We start from the raw sequence: 15,555 nt of genomic DNA on the forward strand, positions 1-15,555 counted from the left end.
AACTGAGCGCCTGGCCGGTCTGGGTGAACCTGACGGCGGCGGGGGTGGTCGTCTTCTTCTTCGTGGCCGCCATCGCCGCCTACATCAGCCACGGCGCGCGCCGCGACACCGTCAACCAGTTCGAAAACGCCGACGGGCGTCTCGTGCTGGCGATGGCGGCGCTGATCGCCGGGGAGATCGGCGGATTCAGCGTGCTGCTCGCCGGATTCGTCGCCGGGCAGCTGTTGTAAGCGGGGAGATCGTGCGGTGACCTGCTGCGCCCGGCTTCGCCGCGCTCGCAATCACCGCGCGGGCACACTGGAGTCATGGATCCGGTAGCGGCGTTACGGCAGATCGCCTATTTCAAGGACCGCAGCCGCCACGACCCCCGGCGCGTGATGGCTTACCGCAATGCGGCCGACATCATCGAGGGCCTCGACGACGCGACCCGCGAGCGGCACGGCCAGGCCAACAGCTGGCAGTCCTTGCCGGGGATCGGCCCCAAGACCGCCAAGGTCATCGACCAGGCGTGGTCCGGCCGCGAACCCGATCTTCTCGTCGAATTGCGTTCCAGTGCCGAGGATCTCGGCGGCGGTGACATCCGTTCCGCGCTGCGCGGGGATCTGCATCTGCACTCCAACTGGTCGGACGGCTCGGCGCCGATCGAGGAGATGATGGCCAGCGCGGCGGCGCTGGGCCACGAGTACTGCGCGTTGACCGACCATTCGCCGCGGCTGACCATCGCCAACGGGCTCTCACCCGAGCGGTTGCGCAAGCAGCTCGACGTGATCGACGGCCTGCGGGAGAAGTTCGCGCCGATGCGCATCCTCACCGGGATCGAGGTCGACATCCTCGACGACGGCAGCCTCGACCAGGAACCCGAGCTGCTCGAGCGCCTCGACGTGGTGGTGGCCAGCGTGCACTCCAAGCTGTCGATGGATGCGCCCGCGATGACCCGGCGGATCCTGCGGGCGGTGGCCAACCCGCACGCCGACGTGTTGGGGCACTGCACCGGCCGGCTGGTCTCCGGGAATCGCGGCATCCGGCCGGAATCCAAGTTCGACGCCGAGGCGGTGTTCACCGCGTGCCGCGACCACGGCACGGCGGTGGAGATCAACTCCCGCCCCGAGCGGCGCGATCCGCCCAGCCGGCTGCTGAACCTGGCGCTGGAGATCGGCTGTGTGTTCACCATCGATACCGACGCGCACGCGCCCGGTCAGCTGGATTTCCTCGGCTATGGCGCCCAGCGCGCGCTGGACGCGGGCGTGCCCGTCGACCGGATCGTCAACACCTGGCCCGCCGAGCGGCTGCTGGAGTGGACCGCCAATTGAGCCGCCGCTCAGACCTGCACCGGTTCGGCGTCCTGGGGAACCGGTGCGTCGTCGCTGCGTCCGGCGCCCTGCAGCAGGTTGGCGGCGCCGACCGTCGCGCAGGTCGCGGCCGGGATGAGCAACGCGTAACCCCCCAGCTGAGCCCCGAACGCGATCCCGGCCACGCCGCCGCCGACGAATAACACCAGGGTCGTCGCCAGTATCGCCGTTTTCCAGTTCTTGATTCCGTGTAGCCGGCTGCGACCGAGGATCAGCCCGAGGTCGGTGACCGTTCCGGTGAAGTGCGTGGTGCGGATCGCCATTCCGCGAAAGCTCGACGTCATCCCGTTTTGCAGACCGAGCGCCGCGGCGGCGAGCAGCGCCTGCACCGCGGTCTGCTCGATGCCGAGGGCGTTGATCTGTGCCCTGACGACGGTCTCCTCGACCCCGGCCGCGGCGAGCACCAGCAAGCCTGCCTCGAGGAAGAGCACGGCGGCATGGCGTGGGCCGGCAAGACCATCGGTGGGTGCGAGGATCGCCCCGGCGATGGTCGCTCCCGTCAGGAAGCCTAGAAAAATCGCGCCGAGCACGTGGCCTTCGTACAGCCACGGGTTGGCGGTGTGCATGCCCAGCTGCGTGGTGATCCCCGTCAGATTGCCAACGGGCACCGCCAAAATCAGCAGTGCCACGGCGTTGACGAAGCCCGCGGATAGGGCGAGTAACGCGCTGTAACCAAGCACGAGACCCTCGTGGGGCAGGCCGGTGTCGCGGGATTGCTGCGGCGGCATCGGATTCAATTGCTCACTTTCGAGGTCGGGTTTTCGCCAGCCTAGCAATCGGGCCGCCGCACAACCGGCGTCGCAACGCCGATTCAAATGAACCTCAAATCATCGAAAAGTGTTGTGGCAGACAATAATTAGAATAAACACCGAAAACGGGTCAGTCGGGTAGGTGCGGCATCTCTATACCCGGATCGCGGCCGACCAAAACCGCGGGCGTCAGGGCGGACTTGCCGTACCGATCCCGCACGCGGTCGATCACCGCGTCGATGGCGAGTCGATTGGTATCGCCGCCGAACGGCAGCATCAGCTGCTGGGAGCCGCTGCGGTCGATGCCCGACACGGCGAAGCCGATGAGCGTCAGGCCGCGCTGGGCGATCAGCGACGCCGCGTCCGCGACCAGCCCGCGCGCGGTGGCCAGCAGGGGCGCCGTCGATGACGTGGCCCACGGCAGGGTGCGCGATCGGGTCGCCCGGCCGAAGTCGTCGAAGCGCAGCCGCAGCACCACGGTGCGGCCGGTGCGTCCGGCGGCGCGCATGCGGCCGGTGATGCGGTCGATCAGATTGACCACGACGGCGTCGATCTCGTTGGCGGACAGGGTGTTTCCGGCGCGACCCAGCGCTCGCTGCGCGCCGACAGACCGGCGACGGACACCGGTGGTCACCCGGCGGCGGTCGATATTGCGGGACAGGGCGTACAACTGGCGGCCCATCGCCCCGCCCACCATGGAACCCAGCGCGGACTCGCTGAGCTCGGCGACGTCGGCGACCGTCACGATGCCGTGCGCACGCAGCTTCTCGGCGGTTACCGCGCCCACACCCCAGAGCCGGCGCACCGGCAGCGGCCGCAGGAAGGCCAGCTCCTGGTCGGGCGGCACCATCAACAGCCCGTCGGGCTTGGCCTCCTGGCTGGCGACCTTGGCGAGGAACTTCGTGCGCGCGACGCCGACGGTGATCGGCAGCCCGACGCGCTCGCGCACGTCCGCGCGCAACCGCTCGGCGATCGCGACCGGCGGGCCACTGACCCGACGTAGCCCGCCGACGTCGAGGAAGGCCTCGTCCACCGACAGCGGCTCGACGATCGGGGAGCAGTCGCGGAACACCTCGAAGACCGCGTCACTGGCGCGCGAATAGGCGCTCATCCGCGGCGGCACCACCACGGCGTGCGGGCACAACCGCCGCGCCTGCGACCCGCCCATGGCCGTGCGCACGCCGTAGGCCTTGGCCTCGTAGCTCGCGGCCAGCACCACACCGCCGCCCACGATCACCGGTCGGCCCCGCAGGGTGGGGTCGTCGCGCTGCTCGACGGACGCGTAGAAGGAATCCAGGTCCGCGTGCAGGATGGACGCATCGCACCGCACGAACATATGTTCGCACAGGGCGCCGACAGCTGAGTTTCAGCAGGCGTCGCCGTAGACGCTGCTGACCCAGATGTGCACCAGCGTGTCAAGTAACTGCTCGCTGGGCACCGAGGGCCGCGCGTCGGCGAACGAGCTGAGCATGACCTTCTCGTTGAGCAGGTTCAGCGCCGCGGACAGGTTGCGGGCCGGCAGCGTCACCGGCGCCGCGCCGCGGGCGCGCTCGGCTTCGATCACGGTGGTGATGTGGTCCACCCACTTCTGCATGAAGCGCGACCACAGGTCGTCGACGTCCTTGTTACTGCGCGCCGCGTCGGCGGCCAGTGACACCGCGCGATGCGCCCCGAAGGTCTCGACGAACACGTTGATCCCGATGCGCCACAACGCTTTCAGGTCGGCGGGCGGGTTGGCGACCATGGTCTGAAGCGCGGAGTCGGCCTGCATGATGACCCGTTCGAACAGGGTGAGCAGCACCGCGTCCTTGGACGGGAAATAGAAGTAGAACGTCGGCCGGGACAGGCCGGCACCCTTGGCCAGGTCGTCGACGGAGATGTCGGCGAGCGGGCGCTCCCGCAGCAGTTGTTCGGCGGTGGACAGGATGGCCAGTTCACGGTCGTCGCCTGACGGGCGCGCCGAACGCCTGCCCCGGTGGGTGCGGGCGGAACCGACGGTAGTCACGGCCGCTACTTTACACGCTGTTGAGAGTTTCGACACGGTGTTGACTGGCTCAACACGGTGTTGATAGCGTTGGCTTCATGACTGAGCACCTCGACGTCCTCATCGTCGGCGCCGGCATCTCCGGCGTGAGCGCGGCCTGGCACCTGCAGGAACGCTGCCCGACAAAGAGCTACGCCATCCTCGAACGCCGCGCCGACCTCGGCGGAACCTGGGACCTGTTCAAGTACCCGGGCATCCGGTCGGACTCGGACATGTTCACCCTGGGCTTCCGGTTCAAGCCCTGGCGCTCGGCGAAGTCCATCGCCGACGGGGCCTCGATCAAGGCCTACATCAAGGAGACCGCCGTCGAGAACAAGATCGAGCCGAAGATCCGCTACCGCCACCGGGTGGTGGCCGCCGACTGGTCCGACAACGACAACCGCTGGACCGTGACCGTCGAGAGTGACGGCCGGCAAAGCGAGATCACGTGCTCGTTCCTGTTCGCCTGCACCGGCTACTACAACTACGACGAGGGGTTCTCGCCGACCTTCCCGGGCTCCGAGGACTTCGGCGGCACCATCGTCCACCCGCAGCACTGGCCGGAGGACCTCGACTACGCGGGCAAGCGGATCGTCGTGATCGGATCCGGTGCCACCGCGATCACCCTGATTCCCGCCCTGGTGAACTCGGGCGCCGGCCACGTGACCATGCTGCAGCGCTCGCCGACCTACATCGGGTCGCTGCCCGGGGTCGATCCGTTCGCCGAGAAGGCCAACCGGCTGTTGCCCGAGCGCCTCGCGCACATGGCCAACCGCTGGAAGGCCATCGCGTTCAGCACTTTCCAGTACCAGCTGTCCCGCAAGGCCCCGGGCTACATGCGCAAGACGTTGATGACGATGGCGCAGCGACGCCTGCCGGAGGGCTACGACGTCGAAAAGCACTTCGGTCCGCGCTACAACGTCTGGGACGAGCGGCTGTGCCTGGCCCCCGACGGCGACTTCTTCCGGACCATCCGGCACGGCAAGGCCGACGTCGTCACCGACACCATCGACCGGTTCACCAAGACGGGCATCAAGCTCACCTCGGGTGAGGAGCTGTCGGCCGACATCATCGTCACCGCAACGGGATTGAACATGCAGTTGCTGGGCGGGGTGAAGCCGACCCGCAACGGCCAGGACATCGACCTGACCTCGTTGATGACCTACAAGGGGCTGATGTTCTCCGGTGTGCCCAACTTCGCGATCACCTTCGGGTACACGAACGCGTCCTGGACGCTGAAGGCCGACCTGGTCTCGGAGTTCGTGTGCCGATTGCTGAACTACATGGACGCCAACGGCTTTGACTTCGTCGAGCCGCAGCACCCGGGCAGCGATGTCGACGAGCTGCCGTTCATGGACTTCACTCCCGGCTACTTCCGGCGGTCGATGCACCTGCTGCCGAAGTCGGGGTCGCGGGCGCCGTGGCGGCTCAAGCAGAACTACTTCTTCGACATGCGCACGATCCGGCGCGGCAGGGTCGACGATGAAGGCTTGAAGTTCGCGAAAAAGCCTGCCCCGGTGGCCGTTTAGCGCGTCAGTCTGCGGCGACGACGACGATTCCGTCGTCGTCGCTGTAGGCGATCTCGCCCGGGGTGAACGTCACCCCGCCCAGCGTGACGTCGACGTCGCGCTCGCCGGCACCGGTCTTGGTGCTCTTGCGGGGATTGGTACCCAACGCCTTGATGCCGATGTCCATGCCCCGCAGCGTGGCCGAGTCGCGCACGGCGCCGTTGACGATCAGCCCGGCCCAGCCGTTGGTACGGGCCAACTCGGCGATGACGTCGCCGACCAGAGCGGTGTGCAGGGAACCGTGGCCGTCGATGACCAGAACCCCGCCGCCGCCGGGCTCCGAGAGGATCGATTTCAGCAGCGCGTTGTCCTGAAAACACCGCACGGTGCTGATCGGGCCGGCGAATTCGGTCCGGCCGCCCAACTGGCGGAATTGCACGTCGCAGCTGCGTACGTCGGGACCGATGCTGTCTACGAGGTCGGCCGTCGGCCGGAATGACACCGTCACTTCTGACACGTTAGACGTCCGCCGTTCAGCGGCGACGCAGCTGGCGAATGAGCAGGATGGCCAGCAGGCTGACGGCCAGGGCAACGATCAGGGGCACCGGGGACTGACCCGCCGCAGGACCGGCGATCGCGGGAGCGACGGGATTGTTGGCGGCCTCCACGGTGGATTTCGCCTGCGCGGCAGCATCTTTGGCGGCGGCCGTGAGGTCGCCGTTGCTTTCGGCCCGCTGTGCGACGTCGAGCGGCTGCTCGGCCGGGCGTTCGGGTGGCTTTGGGGGCGCCGGTTCGGCGCTCTTGGCCGGCACCTTCTTGGCGGGTGCTTTTTTGGCCGGCGCTTTCTTGGCGGGCGCCTTCTTCGCAGGGGCCTTCTTGGCGGGCGCTTTCGCGGTCTTCTTCACCGCCTTGGCGGGCGGTGTCTTCTCCGGCGGGATGCCGGCGGCGTCAGGTGCGCTGTTGGTTGGGTCCTGCGGGTCTGCCATGCGGCCGCTCCTTGAGCTTCCTCTGTCGTCGTTCCCCTGGCTCACCGGGTTCAAGGTCCTATCATGCCAGGACGCGTCGGGGCGCCTCGCTGGCCGTACTCAGCGCCTGCCCCGCGCCGCCCACCAGGCGCCGCCGGCGACGAGCGCCACTGCGACGGCCACGAACGGCCAGACCGGGACGGTACCGCCGCCCGCCGGGGCCGCCGCGGGGGGACCGGGCGTGCCGGTGCCGGGCACCGTGAGCCGAAACGACCATGATCCGGACACCACGTGGCCATCGGCGGAGGTGACGCGGTAGTTCACCGCGTACGTTCCGGCCGGCCCGAGTGGCCGCAGGGCGATGCCGACCACCGCGCCCTGCACCGTGGGCTCTCCCGTGGACCACACGTTGCCGTCGGGCCCGACCACCGTCATGGCGGCGAACGTGGTTTGCAACTGCTCGTTGAACGTGGCGCTCACCCGCTGCGGGCCCGTCGCCAGCGCTGCATCGGCTGCGGGATCGGTGGCCAAGCGGGTGGCGTGGGCCGACGCGGCCGGCGCGGTCAACGTGGCGATCAGGAACATGACGCCGACGCACGCGCCAACCACCAGGCGCTTCATGCCCGCCGGCGGATCAGTGCCATCGCGATGCCCGCGGCGGCGACCACCAGAGCGGCGCCGCCCAGCAGCCGGGCGGTGTTATCGGCGGCGGTGGGCCCGGTCGGCGCGGGGCCGGGGGAGCCGTGGTGTTGGTGCGGTGCCGCCGGTCCGGTGGCGAGGGTGAGCGTGGGTACCGGGTGCTCCGGCTCGCTCCCGTCCGGCAGCGGCGGCTGATCCCACTTCACGACGGTTCCGTCGGAGTAGCTCTGCGCGGCGGGGAAGCTGACGGTGTCGGTGTCGGGCAGCTTGACCGACAGCCGGAACAGGGCGAATTGATCTGGCCCGATGCCGCCGGTGAGGGCGGCGGTCCACGTCACCGAGCGCACGGTGCCCGACGCGGCGTCGCGGTCGAGCCGGGCCGTCCAGCCCGGCTGGCTTTCGGTGCGCGCCGACGGCACGTTGGGAAGGGTGACGGTCAGCGCGGTGGTGAGCGCCCCGTTGTTCGACTCGTTGGGCACCTGGAACGTGACGATCGCCATGGCCCCGCGCACCGCGTTGTCGCTGCTGGCGTGCACGTGCGCCCACGCGGCGGGCAGCTGGGCCGCCGACCCGAGATAGAGGGCGGCCGCCGCAACGAGCGCCGTCAGCGTGCGTGAGACCCACCTGCGGTGGACGGGCATGCCGGAGTGCCGCCTTTCCTGCGAGAGGTCAGCTCAATCCGAGGCGGGCCATCAGATCCGCCTCGATCCCGTCGAGCTGCGTCGAGATCGCGGCGTGGGCCGCCCGGCGGCGCGCGGCCGGCATGTTCTCGGCGGCGGTGACCGCCGCCGACAGGTCGCTGAGCCGCTCGGCGATGGCGGAGACGAACTGCTTGGTCTCGGCGTCCTTGGGCTTCTTGTCCTGCACCGTGCGCAGCGACTTCTCCGCCCCCGCGATGCGGGCCGACAGCTGGGCGCCGTGACCGGAGAACTGGCCGATCTGCGCCAGCGGAATGCCGAGTTGATCCGCGCGACGCTGATCGATGAGCGCGCGGGCCGCGACCGCCGCCCGGTAGATGAGCGGCGTGAGGATCGGCGCGAGCAACCGGGACACCGTCAGCACCCGGCGGATCCGCGTCGGTGAGAAGATCTTGCCCTCCCGCACGGCCTTGAGTTCGGCCTCCGCGACCTTCAGGGCGTTGCGGTCGCGGTCCCGTTGCGCCTTGATCTGCGCGCGCAGCGCCTTGCTCTCGGCCCGCTGAGCGGATTTGGCGCGGCGCACCTCGTTTTTCGCGGCCAGCTTGGCCTCGAGCTTCGCGCGGGCCCTGATCGCGCGGGCTTCGGCGCGACGCGTCGCGCGGCTCTTTCGCTTGCGGAACAGGCCCATTCCCGGCCGCCTCCCGGTGATCTCGCTGGCAATCGTTGTCTATCGCTCTCGCGGTTGCGCGATCCGCTGAGCCAACCCTAATCGGAATGGGCGGGCGGCAGCCCTCCAGGGCAGGCTCGACGGCCGGTGCCCGGCGTGGACGTCAGGCGTCTAAGTGCTCGGCGCGGCGCAGTTCGTTGACTCGCTCCATGACCTCGCGCTGCGCCTCGGGGGACAGCTCTGCCGTGCGAACCGCGATGCGGCGCACATTGTCGTCGCGCGTCGTGGCCAACCACGACAGTTCCTTGTCGAGCTTCTCGTAGTACTCGTCGTCGGTGAAGTACGCCGACTTGATGCGGAAGAAATTGGCCAAAGCGGCCATGGTCGCCGTCGACGGGTTGGTGCGGTTGCCGGAACGCAACTGGGAGAGGTAGGGAGCCGACATCGTTATGCCCTCCGCCTTGAGCGCCGCGATCACTTCCGCGGAGGTGTGCGGCCCGCGTCCCGGGGGATACACCGTGTCGAACAGGCGATTCAGGCGAGCAGCGAACGTCGTGCTCATTGATATGACCTCCACTGGGCTGTAGAAGTGAACTATTACCTAGGTGTATTTGCTGATCATGGTAGCGAGGCTTGGTGACCGTAACCAGGTGCAAACCCCAAGGGATTCCCGACCGGCATAGCTGACGCTTGCCAACTCCCCACTTGACGAGCGTCTAACTGATTCGCTGGGGTGTCCACTAAATACTTGGAACTCACAGGTTATCCGCAGAATTGCAGGTTCGTTCCAAGGTGGCGGGCGAACCGCGCGCTGACGGGTGCGATAATATGCCGAAACGTGCTGGGCGATCGCTCCGCAACGGGCCGACGATCCGAGGCGATTTAGCCCATCCTTTGCTGTCGAGTTGGAAAAACGCCTGCGCGACGGTCGCGCGTGCCCGGCGTGCGGCCCCGGCCGCCGGTGGTCGAGGCGTCGTTAACTTAGCCGGATACCGCTGGTAGCGTCCCGATTGCGTCGACGGTTCTGCGGCGCCGCAGCGTCTATGGGGCCGCGGTTGCGGAAACGGGCCGCGCGGGTGCAGACGGTCACGCCAGCGTCGGGCAAGGCGAATCGCGATTCGCGCGCGGGCAGCGAAAGCGCGGCGCAAACCGGCATTTCGCTACGCGGCGAGCAGCATCGCCAGTATCGCCGTATCGGGGTGGCTGATCGGGTCGACGCCGACCCGGCTCACCATCGAGGTGATGGTCCCGTCGGCCTCGGCCTCCACCCAGGCCGCACGATGCTCGAGTCCGAGATAGGGCAGTCCCGGCAGCAAGACGCATCCCGATGCCGCGCCGGTGCATTCGGGCAGTGACGGCGTGGTTTCCGACGGCGGGTGCAACATGAGCAGAGCCGGCGGCTGATGCTCCGCGAAATAGCCTGGCTGGATGGCGGATTCACCGAACACCGTGCCCTCGGCCAGCACCAGGCCAACCGTGCCGGGCGCAGGTTCGTCCGGAAGTTCTTCGCGCGCACCGAACACCGTTGTGGTCGAGAGCAATCCGGGCAGCGACGCGATTCTGACGGCGACCATGAGGAGCTGGGCCCATTCCTTGGTCGAGTCGGGCCACCGCCCGGAGATCACGAACCCCTTCAAGGCACCACGAGAATGGAACGGGGACACCCCGATAGGCCCGTCCGACCCAGTTTCCATCTCGACCTCCGCGCGATGACTCCGCTTGGAACAACCACACTGGCAAGTCCGAATAATTAAGCATGCCTGCGGTTTAGGCGCCGTGCAACACGACACGGTCAGCGGCGCAGACCTACTCACGCGGTCGAGCGAGGGCCGGACAAACGACTGGGGCGCCGCGCAACGCGCGACGCCCCCGCCGATCGAAATGAAGTCAGCCGAAAATAAGGCCCTGGGTTTTCGACGTCGCGGCCTCGTACCGCTTCTGCACGTCCGCCCAGTTGACGACGTTCCAGAACGCCTTGACGTAGTCCGCCTTGACGTTCTTGTACTGCAGGTAGAAGGCGTGTTCCCACATGTCGACCTGCAGCAAGGGGATGATGCCGAGCGGAACGTTGGCCTGCTGGTCGTAGAGCTGGAAGGTCAGCAGCCGGCTGCCCAGGGTGTCGTAGCCCAGGACCGCCCAGCCCGAACCCTGCAGCCCGTTGGCGGCCGCGCTGAACTGCGCGCGGAAGCGGTCGAAGGATCCGAAGGCGTCATCGATCGCGGCGGCCAGTTCACCGGTCGGCTTGTCACCGCCGTCCGGCGACAGGTTCTTCCACCAGATCGAGTGGTTGACGTGGCCGCCCAGGTGGAAGGCGAGATTCTTTTCGTTCAGGAAGATCGCAGCGTGGTCCTCGTTGGCGCGGGCCTCTTCGAGCTTGGACAGAGCGTCGTTCACGCCTTTGACGTACGTGGCGTGGTGCTTACTGTGGTGGATCTCGTTGATCTGCCCGGAGATGTGCGGTTCCAACGCTGCATAGTCCCAGTCCAAGTCGGGCAGGGTGTATTCAGCCACGGCATTCCTTTCTTCGATTATCGTCTTGACGCTCAGTCGCGCGGCGCCGCCTCGCGGCGGCCGGCCGTTATCAACCCTGCTCCATGACCGCGCGCTCCGCAAGAACGACCCTTGTGAGCCGGAACGCGAATACCCGCTATGCGGTAGTTCAGAACAAGACGATGACCGCGAGCACGGCCAGCAATGCCAGGGCGATCAGCCCGGCGCGCAGCGCGGCGATGCTGTAGCTGTGATTCCACGCCGGGGAGCCGCAGTACGACTTCGACGGGCCCGGTGAACCCGGACCGAACGAATGCGTGGCCATCAATCGCCTTTCACCCCCGGTCACCTCGCGTCAGTGAGGTGAGTCACAAACACTTTTTGCGAACGCGATCATAGCGCTTTGTGGCGGGCTGAAGAAATATCGCGCTGAACTGCGGCTTGGCGAAAGGCGGCCGGGCTCCAACGCCCGCTCCGGGCGCGGGGTTGATCCTCGGCCGGACGCGCTGCTTGCACGGGTGCTTAGTGAGGCAATCCATTTCGCTCAACGACCGCTCCGGGCTGTCTATGGCGTGCCAGCGACGCCGGGTGTTATCCACAGTCACACCACGGTCAGCCGCCAGAGGCTGTAGCGATGCTTTCTATACCCCGTGGGTCTATGTGGATAAACCTGTGGAAACTGTGGATAGTCGGCGGCGCCGCGCGGGTTGCCGATCCCGCTCCCCGCGACCGACGGCGACGGCCGCCGGGCGGGCCCGCGGCCGGCGGTCCCGAGGCCCGCACCGGGACGGCGTTAGTCTGGTCCGGTGATCCAGGTGTGCTCCCAGTGCGGCACCCGCTGGAACGTGCGTGACCGGCAACGCGAATGGTGTCCCCGCTGCCGCGGAGCCCTGCTGGCGCCCTCGCCGGACAGCCCCGCTGCCGATCCGCGCTGGGGTGCGCCGGGGGCCCCGGCTCCGGCCCGCCCTTCGAGGTCGCCCGGCTGGCAGCGCACGCCGCCGCGGCTACCGCCCGGCTATCGCTGGATAGCGGTGCGCCCCGGTGCCGCGCCGCCGGTGCGACGCGGGCGCCGTCCCCTCGGACCCACGCCGCGTTACACCGTGATCCCGCGCTGGGGTTTGGCCGACCGGGTCGAGCAGGCGCCTGCGGCGGCTGAGGCGGCCGCGCCGTCCGGGCCGTCGGCGCAAATCGTTCGCACCGCGTCCTTTGTGGGCGTGCTGGTACTCAGCATCGCCGCCCTGGTCTACGTGGTGCGCTACGTGCTGCTGGTGATCAACCGGAACACCTTGCTGCACACGTGGGTGGCCATCGGCGCCGACTGGCTCGGCGTGCTCGCCAGCGTGGGCGCCGGTGCGGCGGTGATCGCCGCCGGCGTGCTGTTGATCCGCTGGATGATCGCGCGCCGCGCCGCCGTGTTCGCCCATCACGGTCTGCCCGAGCCGCGCTCCACGCGGGCGCTGTGGGCCGGTTGCGTCGTGCCGCTGGCCAATTTGCTGTGGGCCCCGGTGTACGTGATCGAGCTGGCGCTGCTCGAGGAGCACTACGCCCGGCTGCGCGGCACCATCCTGCAGTGGTGGGTGGCGTGGGTTTGCAGCTACGCCGTGTCCATCGCCGCCATCGCGACCAGCTTCGCCACCGACGCCCAGGGCATCGCCAACAACACCGTGCTGATGGTCTTCGCGTACCTGTTGGCGGCCGCCACGCTGGCCGCCGCGACCCGCGTCTTCGAGGGATTCCAGCGCAAACCCGTCGCACGTCCCGCGCATCGCTGGGTCGCGGTTCCCGATGACGGGCCCGCCGCGCCGGCGTCGGCCGACCCAGTTGAGTTGAAGGGGCAGGAACCGGCAGCATAGGGGTATGACGTGGGCCGACGAGGTGCTCGCCGGGCATCCTTATGTCGTCGCCCACCGCGGCGCTTCGGCGGCGCGGCCCGAACACACGCTGGCCGCCTACGACCTCGCGCTCAAAGAAGGCGCCGACGGCGTGGAATGCGATGTGCGGCTGACCCGTGACGGCCACCTGGTGTGCGTGCACGACCGCCGGCTGGACCGGACCTCGACCGGCGCGGGGTTGGTCAGCACCATGACCCTCGCCGAACTGCGTGAGCTCGAGTACGGGGCGTGGCACGACAGCTGGCGCGAGGACGGCACGCACGGCGACACCAGCTTGTTGACGCTGGACGCGCTGGTCTCGCTGGTGCTGGATTGGCATCGGCCGGTGAAGCTGTTCATCGAAACCAAGCACCCCGTCCGCTACGGGTCGTTGGTCGAGACCAAGCTGCTCGCATCGCTGCATCGGTTCGGCATCGCCGCGCCCGCGTCGGCTGACCGGTCCCGTGCGGTGGTCATGTCGTTTTCGGCGTCCGCGGTCTGGCGGATCCGGCGGGCCGCCCCGCTGCTGCCCACGGTGCTGCTCGGCAAGACCGGGCGTTACCTGACCAGCGGCGCGCCCACCGCTATCGGCGCCACCGCCGTTGGGCCTTCGCTGTCGACGCTGAAGGAGTATCCCCAGCTCGCCGACCGGGCCATCGCCCAGGGCAGGGCGGTCTACTGCTGGAACGTCGACGATTACCAGGACATCGATTTCTGCCGCGACGTCGGGGTGGCCTGGCTCGCCACCCACCACCCCGGTCGCACCAAGGCGTGGTTGCAGGGCAACCGCGCCAGCGACGGCAGCGGCTAGCCCGGCCGCTATTGCGGTTCGTCCGCCGCGGCGGGAGGCACCGGCGCATCGGAAGCCAGCGCCTGGAACAACCGCTTGGCCGCATCGTGATTCCACACCACCACCGAGCCGGCGTCACCGCTGGTGAACTGGCCGATCGGCACGGTCATGGTGGTGGTCGACCCATGCAGCGCCCAGCCGAGCCGGGCCAGATCCCAGGCGTGGTCGCCGCGGTCGACGGTCAGCGCGTCGGCGGCCGCCCGCGGCACCGAATACCAGCGCCAGGGGTTGAGCCACACCGCGGGGCTCCCGGCCCGATGCAGCAGCGCCGCCACGAACTGACGCTGGTTGACCATCCGGTCCAGGTCGGCGCGGGGCGTGTCGCGGGACCTGACGTAGCCCAGCGCGTTGCGCCCGTCGAGGGTGTGGCAACCCGCGGGCAGGTCGATGCCGGCCAACGGGTCGTTGAGCGACGTCGTCGGGCACACCGTCACCCCGCCCAGCGCGTCCACCAAGCCGGCGAACCCGCCGAACCCGATCTCCGCGTAGTGATCGAGGCGCAATCCGGTGGCCTGCTCCACCGTCCGCACCAACAGCGGCGCACCGCCCATCGCGAACGCGGCATTGATCTTGTCTTTGCCGTGCCCCGGGATCGGCACGTAGGAGTCGCGCGGTATCGACACCATCGACGTCTGCGCTGCGGATCCGATGCTCGGCACGTGAACCAGCAGGATCGTGTCGGTACGCCCGTTACCGATGTCGCCGCCCGTGGCCAGGTCTTGTTGCTGCTCGGCGGTGAGGCCTTGGCGGCTGTCCGATCCGACGACCAGCCAGTTGGTCCCCCGGCCGGCCGCGGGCCGGTCCGGATAGTCGGCCAGCACCTCCTCGCGGTGCAGTTTGGTGTCGAACCAGATGGCCCCGGCGACGGCGCCCGCGCCGAGCAGCAGTGCCCCCACCAACAGGATCGACAGCACCGTGCGGAGCCAGCGGCGCTTGCGGCGCTTGGGTGACGTGCGCGGGGCCTGAGGTCGCGACGGCGCCGCCGCCCCGGGCGCCGACACGGCGGCGGGACGCGCCCTCGGCCGGTTCAGCGGCTGGGTCTCCGCCGTCGGCGACGGCGGCGGGCCGGCGTGGCGGTGGATCACCTGCGGCGGCTCGGGGCGCGGTGGCCCGGGCGGCCCAAGCGGGCGCCGAGGCTGGGGTGCGCGCTCGCCGTTCACCCGAGTAAACGTACGTGGCCGGCGCTCGGTCGCGCCGGTGCGCCGCGCGCTCGGCTAGCCGCGCGCCCGAAGCCCGTTGATGAAGGGGCAGCCCATCAGCACCCGGATCGCCTGGCTCAGGCCGGTCATGTCGTCGACCGGCTTATGGAACGGCAGCCGGACGTCGTGATCGCGATCGTCGCCCTCGACACGGAACCGGACGCCGTAGCGGTCCAGGCCCAAGGGCCGGACGTGCCCGCGCCGCAGCGGCGCCGGCAGCCGGGACACCAGCCGCGCGAGGACGTCGCTGTGGGCGGTGTCCAGGTGCCACAGCAGGCTTGACTCGAGCGCGCAGAACGGATCCGGGCGGGCGTTCAGCAGGTCGGCCACACTGACCGGCTCGGCGCCGGTGGCGTCGGTGACGACCACCGAGGCGATCTCGAGCCGCAACAGGGTGTAGCGCGGCTCGTCGCCGCCGCCGGGCCTGCAGCGTGGGGTATCGATGCCCAGCAGGGCGGGATTCGGGCACTCGGCGGCGATCAGGTCGAGCAGATCGAGGATCTCCGTCGGGTGTACCTCTTGGAGGCGACCGCGCACCCACACCAGCGAGCGGACCGGTTCGCGCAGCGGTAGGGGCGCGTAGTCGGTCAGCTCCAGCAGCGCCTGG

The 15,555-nt window shown here is 68.9% G+C and carries 18 protein-coding genes and 1 pseudogene; 5 read left to right on the plus strand and 14 right to left on the minus strand.

Annotated features, from left to right (window positions below; translation table 11 throughout):
• Both A5622_RS24215 and A5622_RS24220 read left to right on the plus strand, forming a co-directional pair.
• Positions 1-230, plus strand: a pseudogene (locus tag A5622_RS24215) (hypothetical protein); the annotation flags it as partial.
• 75 nt (positions 231-305) lie between these two features.
• Positions 306-1,310, plus strand: coding sequence for a PHP domain-containing protein (locus A5622_RS24220; RefSeq protein ID WP_066863768.1), 1,005 nt, complete (start codon positions 306-308; stop codon positions 1,308-1,310).
• 8 nt (positions 1,311-1,318) lie between these two features.
• On the opposite strand, the gene A5622_RS24225 is transcribed toward A5622_RS24220, so the two are convergent.
• From A5622_RS24225 to A5622_RS24235, 3 genes are all read right to left on the minus strand, one after another.
• Positions 1,319-2,077, minus strand: a complete 759-nt coding sequence (locus tag A5622_RS24225; RefSeq protein ID WP_231997924.1) for a YoaK family protein — start codon at positions 2,075-2,077, stop codon at positions 1,319-1,321.
• A 151-nt stretch (positions 2,078-2,228) separates the two neighbouring features.
• Positions 2,229-3,434, minus strand: coding sequence for a DNA polymerase IV (dinB, locus tag A5622_RS24230; protein ID WP_066881707.1), 1,206 nt, complete (start codon positions 3,432-3,434; stop codon positions 2,229-2,231).
• 30 nt (positions 3,435-3,464) lie between these two features.
• The gene (locus tag A5622_RS24235; RefSeq protein WP_066881709.1) at positions 3,465-4,103 is read right to left on the minus strand and encodes a TetR/AcrR family transcriptional regulator; all 639 of its coding nucleotides are present in this window, start codon (positions 4,101-4,103) and stop codon (positions 3,465-3,467) included.
• 77 nt (positions 4,104-4,180) lie between these two features.
• Here A5622_RS24235 and A5622_RS24240 point away from each other — a divergent pair, with 77 nt between their 5' ends.
• The gene (locus tag A5622_RS24240) at positions 4,181-5,650 is read left to right on the plus strand and encodes an NAD(P)/FAD-dependent oxidoreductase (protein ID WP_066881711.1); all 1,470 of its coding nucleotides are present in this window, start codon (positions 4,181-4,183) and stop codon (positions 5,648-5,650) included.
• A gap of 4 nt (positions 5,651-5,654) precedes the next feature.
• On the opposite strand, the gene rraA is transcribed toward A5622_RS24240, so the two are convergent.
• The 9 genes from rraA to A5622_RS29850 all read right to left on the minus strand — a co-directional run bounded on the left by rraA (position 5,655) and on the right by A5622_RS29850 (position 11,353).
• Positions 5,655-6,137, minus strand: a complete 483-nt coding sequence (gene rraA / locus A5622_RS24245) for a ribonuclease E activity regulator RraA (RefSeq protein WP_066863781.1) — start codon at positions 6,135-6,137, stop codon at positions 5,655-5,657.
• 25 nt (positions 6,138-6,162) lie between these two features.
• Entirely contained in the window at positions 6,163-6,615 is a 453-nt protein-coding gene (locus A5622_RS30620; RefSeq protein WP_066881713.1) for a nucleoid-structuring protein H-NS, read from the minus strand.
• Positions 6,616-6,714: 99 nt separating this feature from the next.
• Complete coding sequence (locus A5622_RS24255; RefSeq protein ID WP_066881715.1) at positions 6,715-7,215, minus strand: copper resistance CopC family protein; 501 nt, start codon at positions 7,213-7,215, stop codon at positions 6,715-6,717.
• The gene (locus A5622_RS24260) at positions 7,212-7,874 is read right to left on the minus strand and encodes a YcnI family protein (protein ID WP_066881717.1); all 663 of its coding nucleotides are present in this window, start codon (positions 7,872-7,874) and stop codon (positions 7,212-7,214) included. Before A5622_RS24260 ends, A5622_RS24255 begins: the two co-directional genes overlap by 4 nt.
• Positions 7,875-7,902: 28 nt before the next feature.
• On the minus strand, positions 7,903-8,559 hold the full coding sequence (locus A5622_RS24265) for a DUF6474 family protein (RefSeq protein WP_066881719.1): 657 nt from the start codon (positions 8,557-8,559) through the stop codon (positions 7,903-7,905).
• A 142-nt stretch (positions 8,560-8,701) separates the two neighbouring features.
• Complete coding sequence (locus A5622_RS24270) at positions 8,702-9,100, minus strand: hypothetical protein (protein ID WP_007771864.1); 399 nt, start codon at positions 9,098-9,100, stop codon at positions 8,702-8,704.
• 598 nt (positions 9,101-9,698) lie between these two features.
• Complete coding sequence (locus tag A5622_RS24275) at positions 9,699-10,232, minus strand: peptidase (protein ID WP_066881721.1); 534 nt, start codon at positions 10,230-10,232, stop codon at positions 9,699-9,701.
• A 193-nt stretch (positions 10,233-10,425) separates the two neighbouring features.
• A complete protein-coding gene (locus A5622_RS24280; RefSeq protein ID WP_066863798.1) occupies positions 10,426-11,049 on the minus strand; it encodes a superoxide dismutase in 624 nt (207 codons plus the stop codon).
• Positions 11,050-11,197: 148 nt separating this feature from the next.
• Positions 11,198-11,353, minus strand: coding sequence for a hypothetical protein (locus A5622_RS29850; RefSeq protein WP_165827960.1), 156 nt, complete (start codon positions 11,351-11,353; stop codon positions 11,198-11,200).
• A 481-nt stretch (positions 11,354-11,834) separates the two neighbouring features.
• Here A5622_RS29850 and A5622_RS24285 point away from each other — a divergent pair, with 481 nt between their 5' ends.
• Positions 11,835-12,881, plus strand: coding sequence for a DUF4328 domain-containing protein (locus A5622_RS24285; protein WP_156753076.1), 1,047 nt, complete (start codon positions 11,835-11,837; stop codon positions 12,879-12,881).
• Positions 12,882-12,885: 4 nt separating this feature from the next.
• Entirely contained in the window at positions 12,886-13,710 is an 825-nt protein-coding gene (locus tag A5622_RS24290; protein ID WP_066881723.1) for a glycerophosphodiester phosphodiesterase, read from the plus strand.
• 8 nt (positions 13,711-13,718) lie between these two features.
• Here A5622_RS24290 and A5622_RS24295 read toward each other — a convergent pair whose 3' ends face one another.
• Entirely contained in the window at positions 13,719-14,909 is a 1,191-nt protein-coding gene (locus tag A5622_RS24295; RefSeq protein ID WP_066881725.1) for an LCP family protein, read from the minus strand.
• A gap of 54 nt (positions 14,910-14,963) precedes the next feature.
• Positions 14,964-15,555, minus strand: a 592-nt coding sequence (locus A5622_RS24300; protein WP_066880223.1) for a DUF2470 domain-containing protein, incomplete at its 5' end; no start/stop codon positions are given.

Origin of the sequence: Mycobacterium sp. 1245801.1 (assembly GCF_001673055.1) — a bacterium.
Classification (GTDB): domain Bacteria; phylum Actinomycetota; class Actinomycetes; order Mycobacteriales; family Mycobacteriaceae; genus Mycobacterium; species Mycobacterium europaeum_A.

What these genes read in the sequence shown, in the direction of transcription:
- A5622_RS29850 (WP_165827960.1), bottom strand. Translation starts at nt 11,353, where the DNA reads ATGGCCACGCATTCGTTCGGTCCGGGTTCACCGGGCCCGTCGAAGTCG.
- A5622_RS24240 (WP_066881711.1), top strand. Translation starts at nt 4,181, where the DNA reads ATGACTGAGCACCTCGACGTCCTCATCGTCGGCGCCGGCATCTCCGGC.
- dinB (WP_066881707.1), bottom strand. Translation starts at nt 3,434, where the DNA reads ATGTTCGTGCGGTGCGATGCGTCCATCCTGCACGCGGACCTGGATTCC.
- A5622_RS24260 (WP_066881717.1), bottom strand. Translation starts at nt 7,874, where the DNA reads ATGCCCGTCCACCGCAGGTGGGTCTCACGCACGCTGACGGCGCTCGTT.
- A5622_RS30620 (WP_066881713.1), bottom strand. Translation starts at nt 6,615, where the DNA reads ATGGCAGACCCGCAGGACCCAACCAACAGCGCACCTGACGCCGCCGGC.
- A5622_RS24255 (WP_066881715.1), bottom strand. Translation starts at nt 7,215, where the DNA reads ATGAAGCGCCTGGTGGTTGGCGCGTGCGTCGGCGTCATGTTCCTGATC.
- A5622_RS24270 (WP_007771864.1), bottom strand. Translation starts at nt 9,100, where the DNA reads ATGAGCACGACGTTCGCTGCTCGCCTGAATCGCCTGTTCGACACGGTG.
- A5622_RS24220 (WP_066863768.1), top strand. Translation starts at nt 306, where the DNA reads ATGGATCCGGTAGCGGCGTTACGGCAGATCGCCTATTTCAAGGACCGC.
- A5622_RS24265 (WP_066881719.1), bottom strand. Translation starts at nt 8,559, where the DNA reads ATGGGCCTGTTCCGCAAGCGAAAGAGCCGCGCGACGCGTCGCGCCGAA.
- A5622_RS24290 (WP_066881723.1), top strand. Translation starts at nt 12,886, where the DNA reads ATGACGTGGGCCGACGAGGTGCTCGCCGGGCATCCTTATGTCGTCGCC.
- A5622_RS24275 (WP_066881721.1), bottom strand. Translation starts at nt 10,232, where the DNA reads ATGGAAACTGGGTCGGACGGGCCTATCGGGGTGTCCCCGTTCCATTCT.
- A5622_RS24225 (WP_231997924.1), bottom strand. Translation starts at nt 2,077, where the DNA reads ATGCCGCCGCAGCAATCCCGCGACACCGGCCTGCCCCACGAGGGTCTC.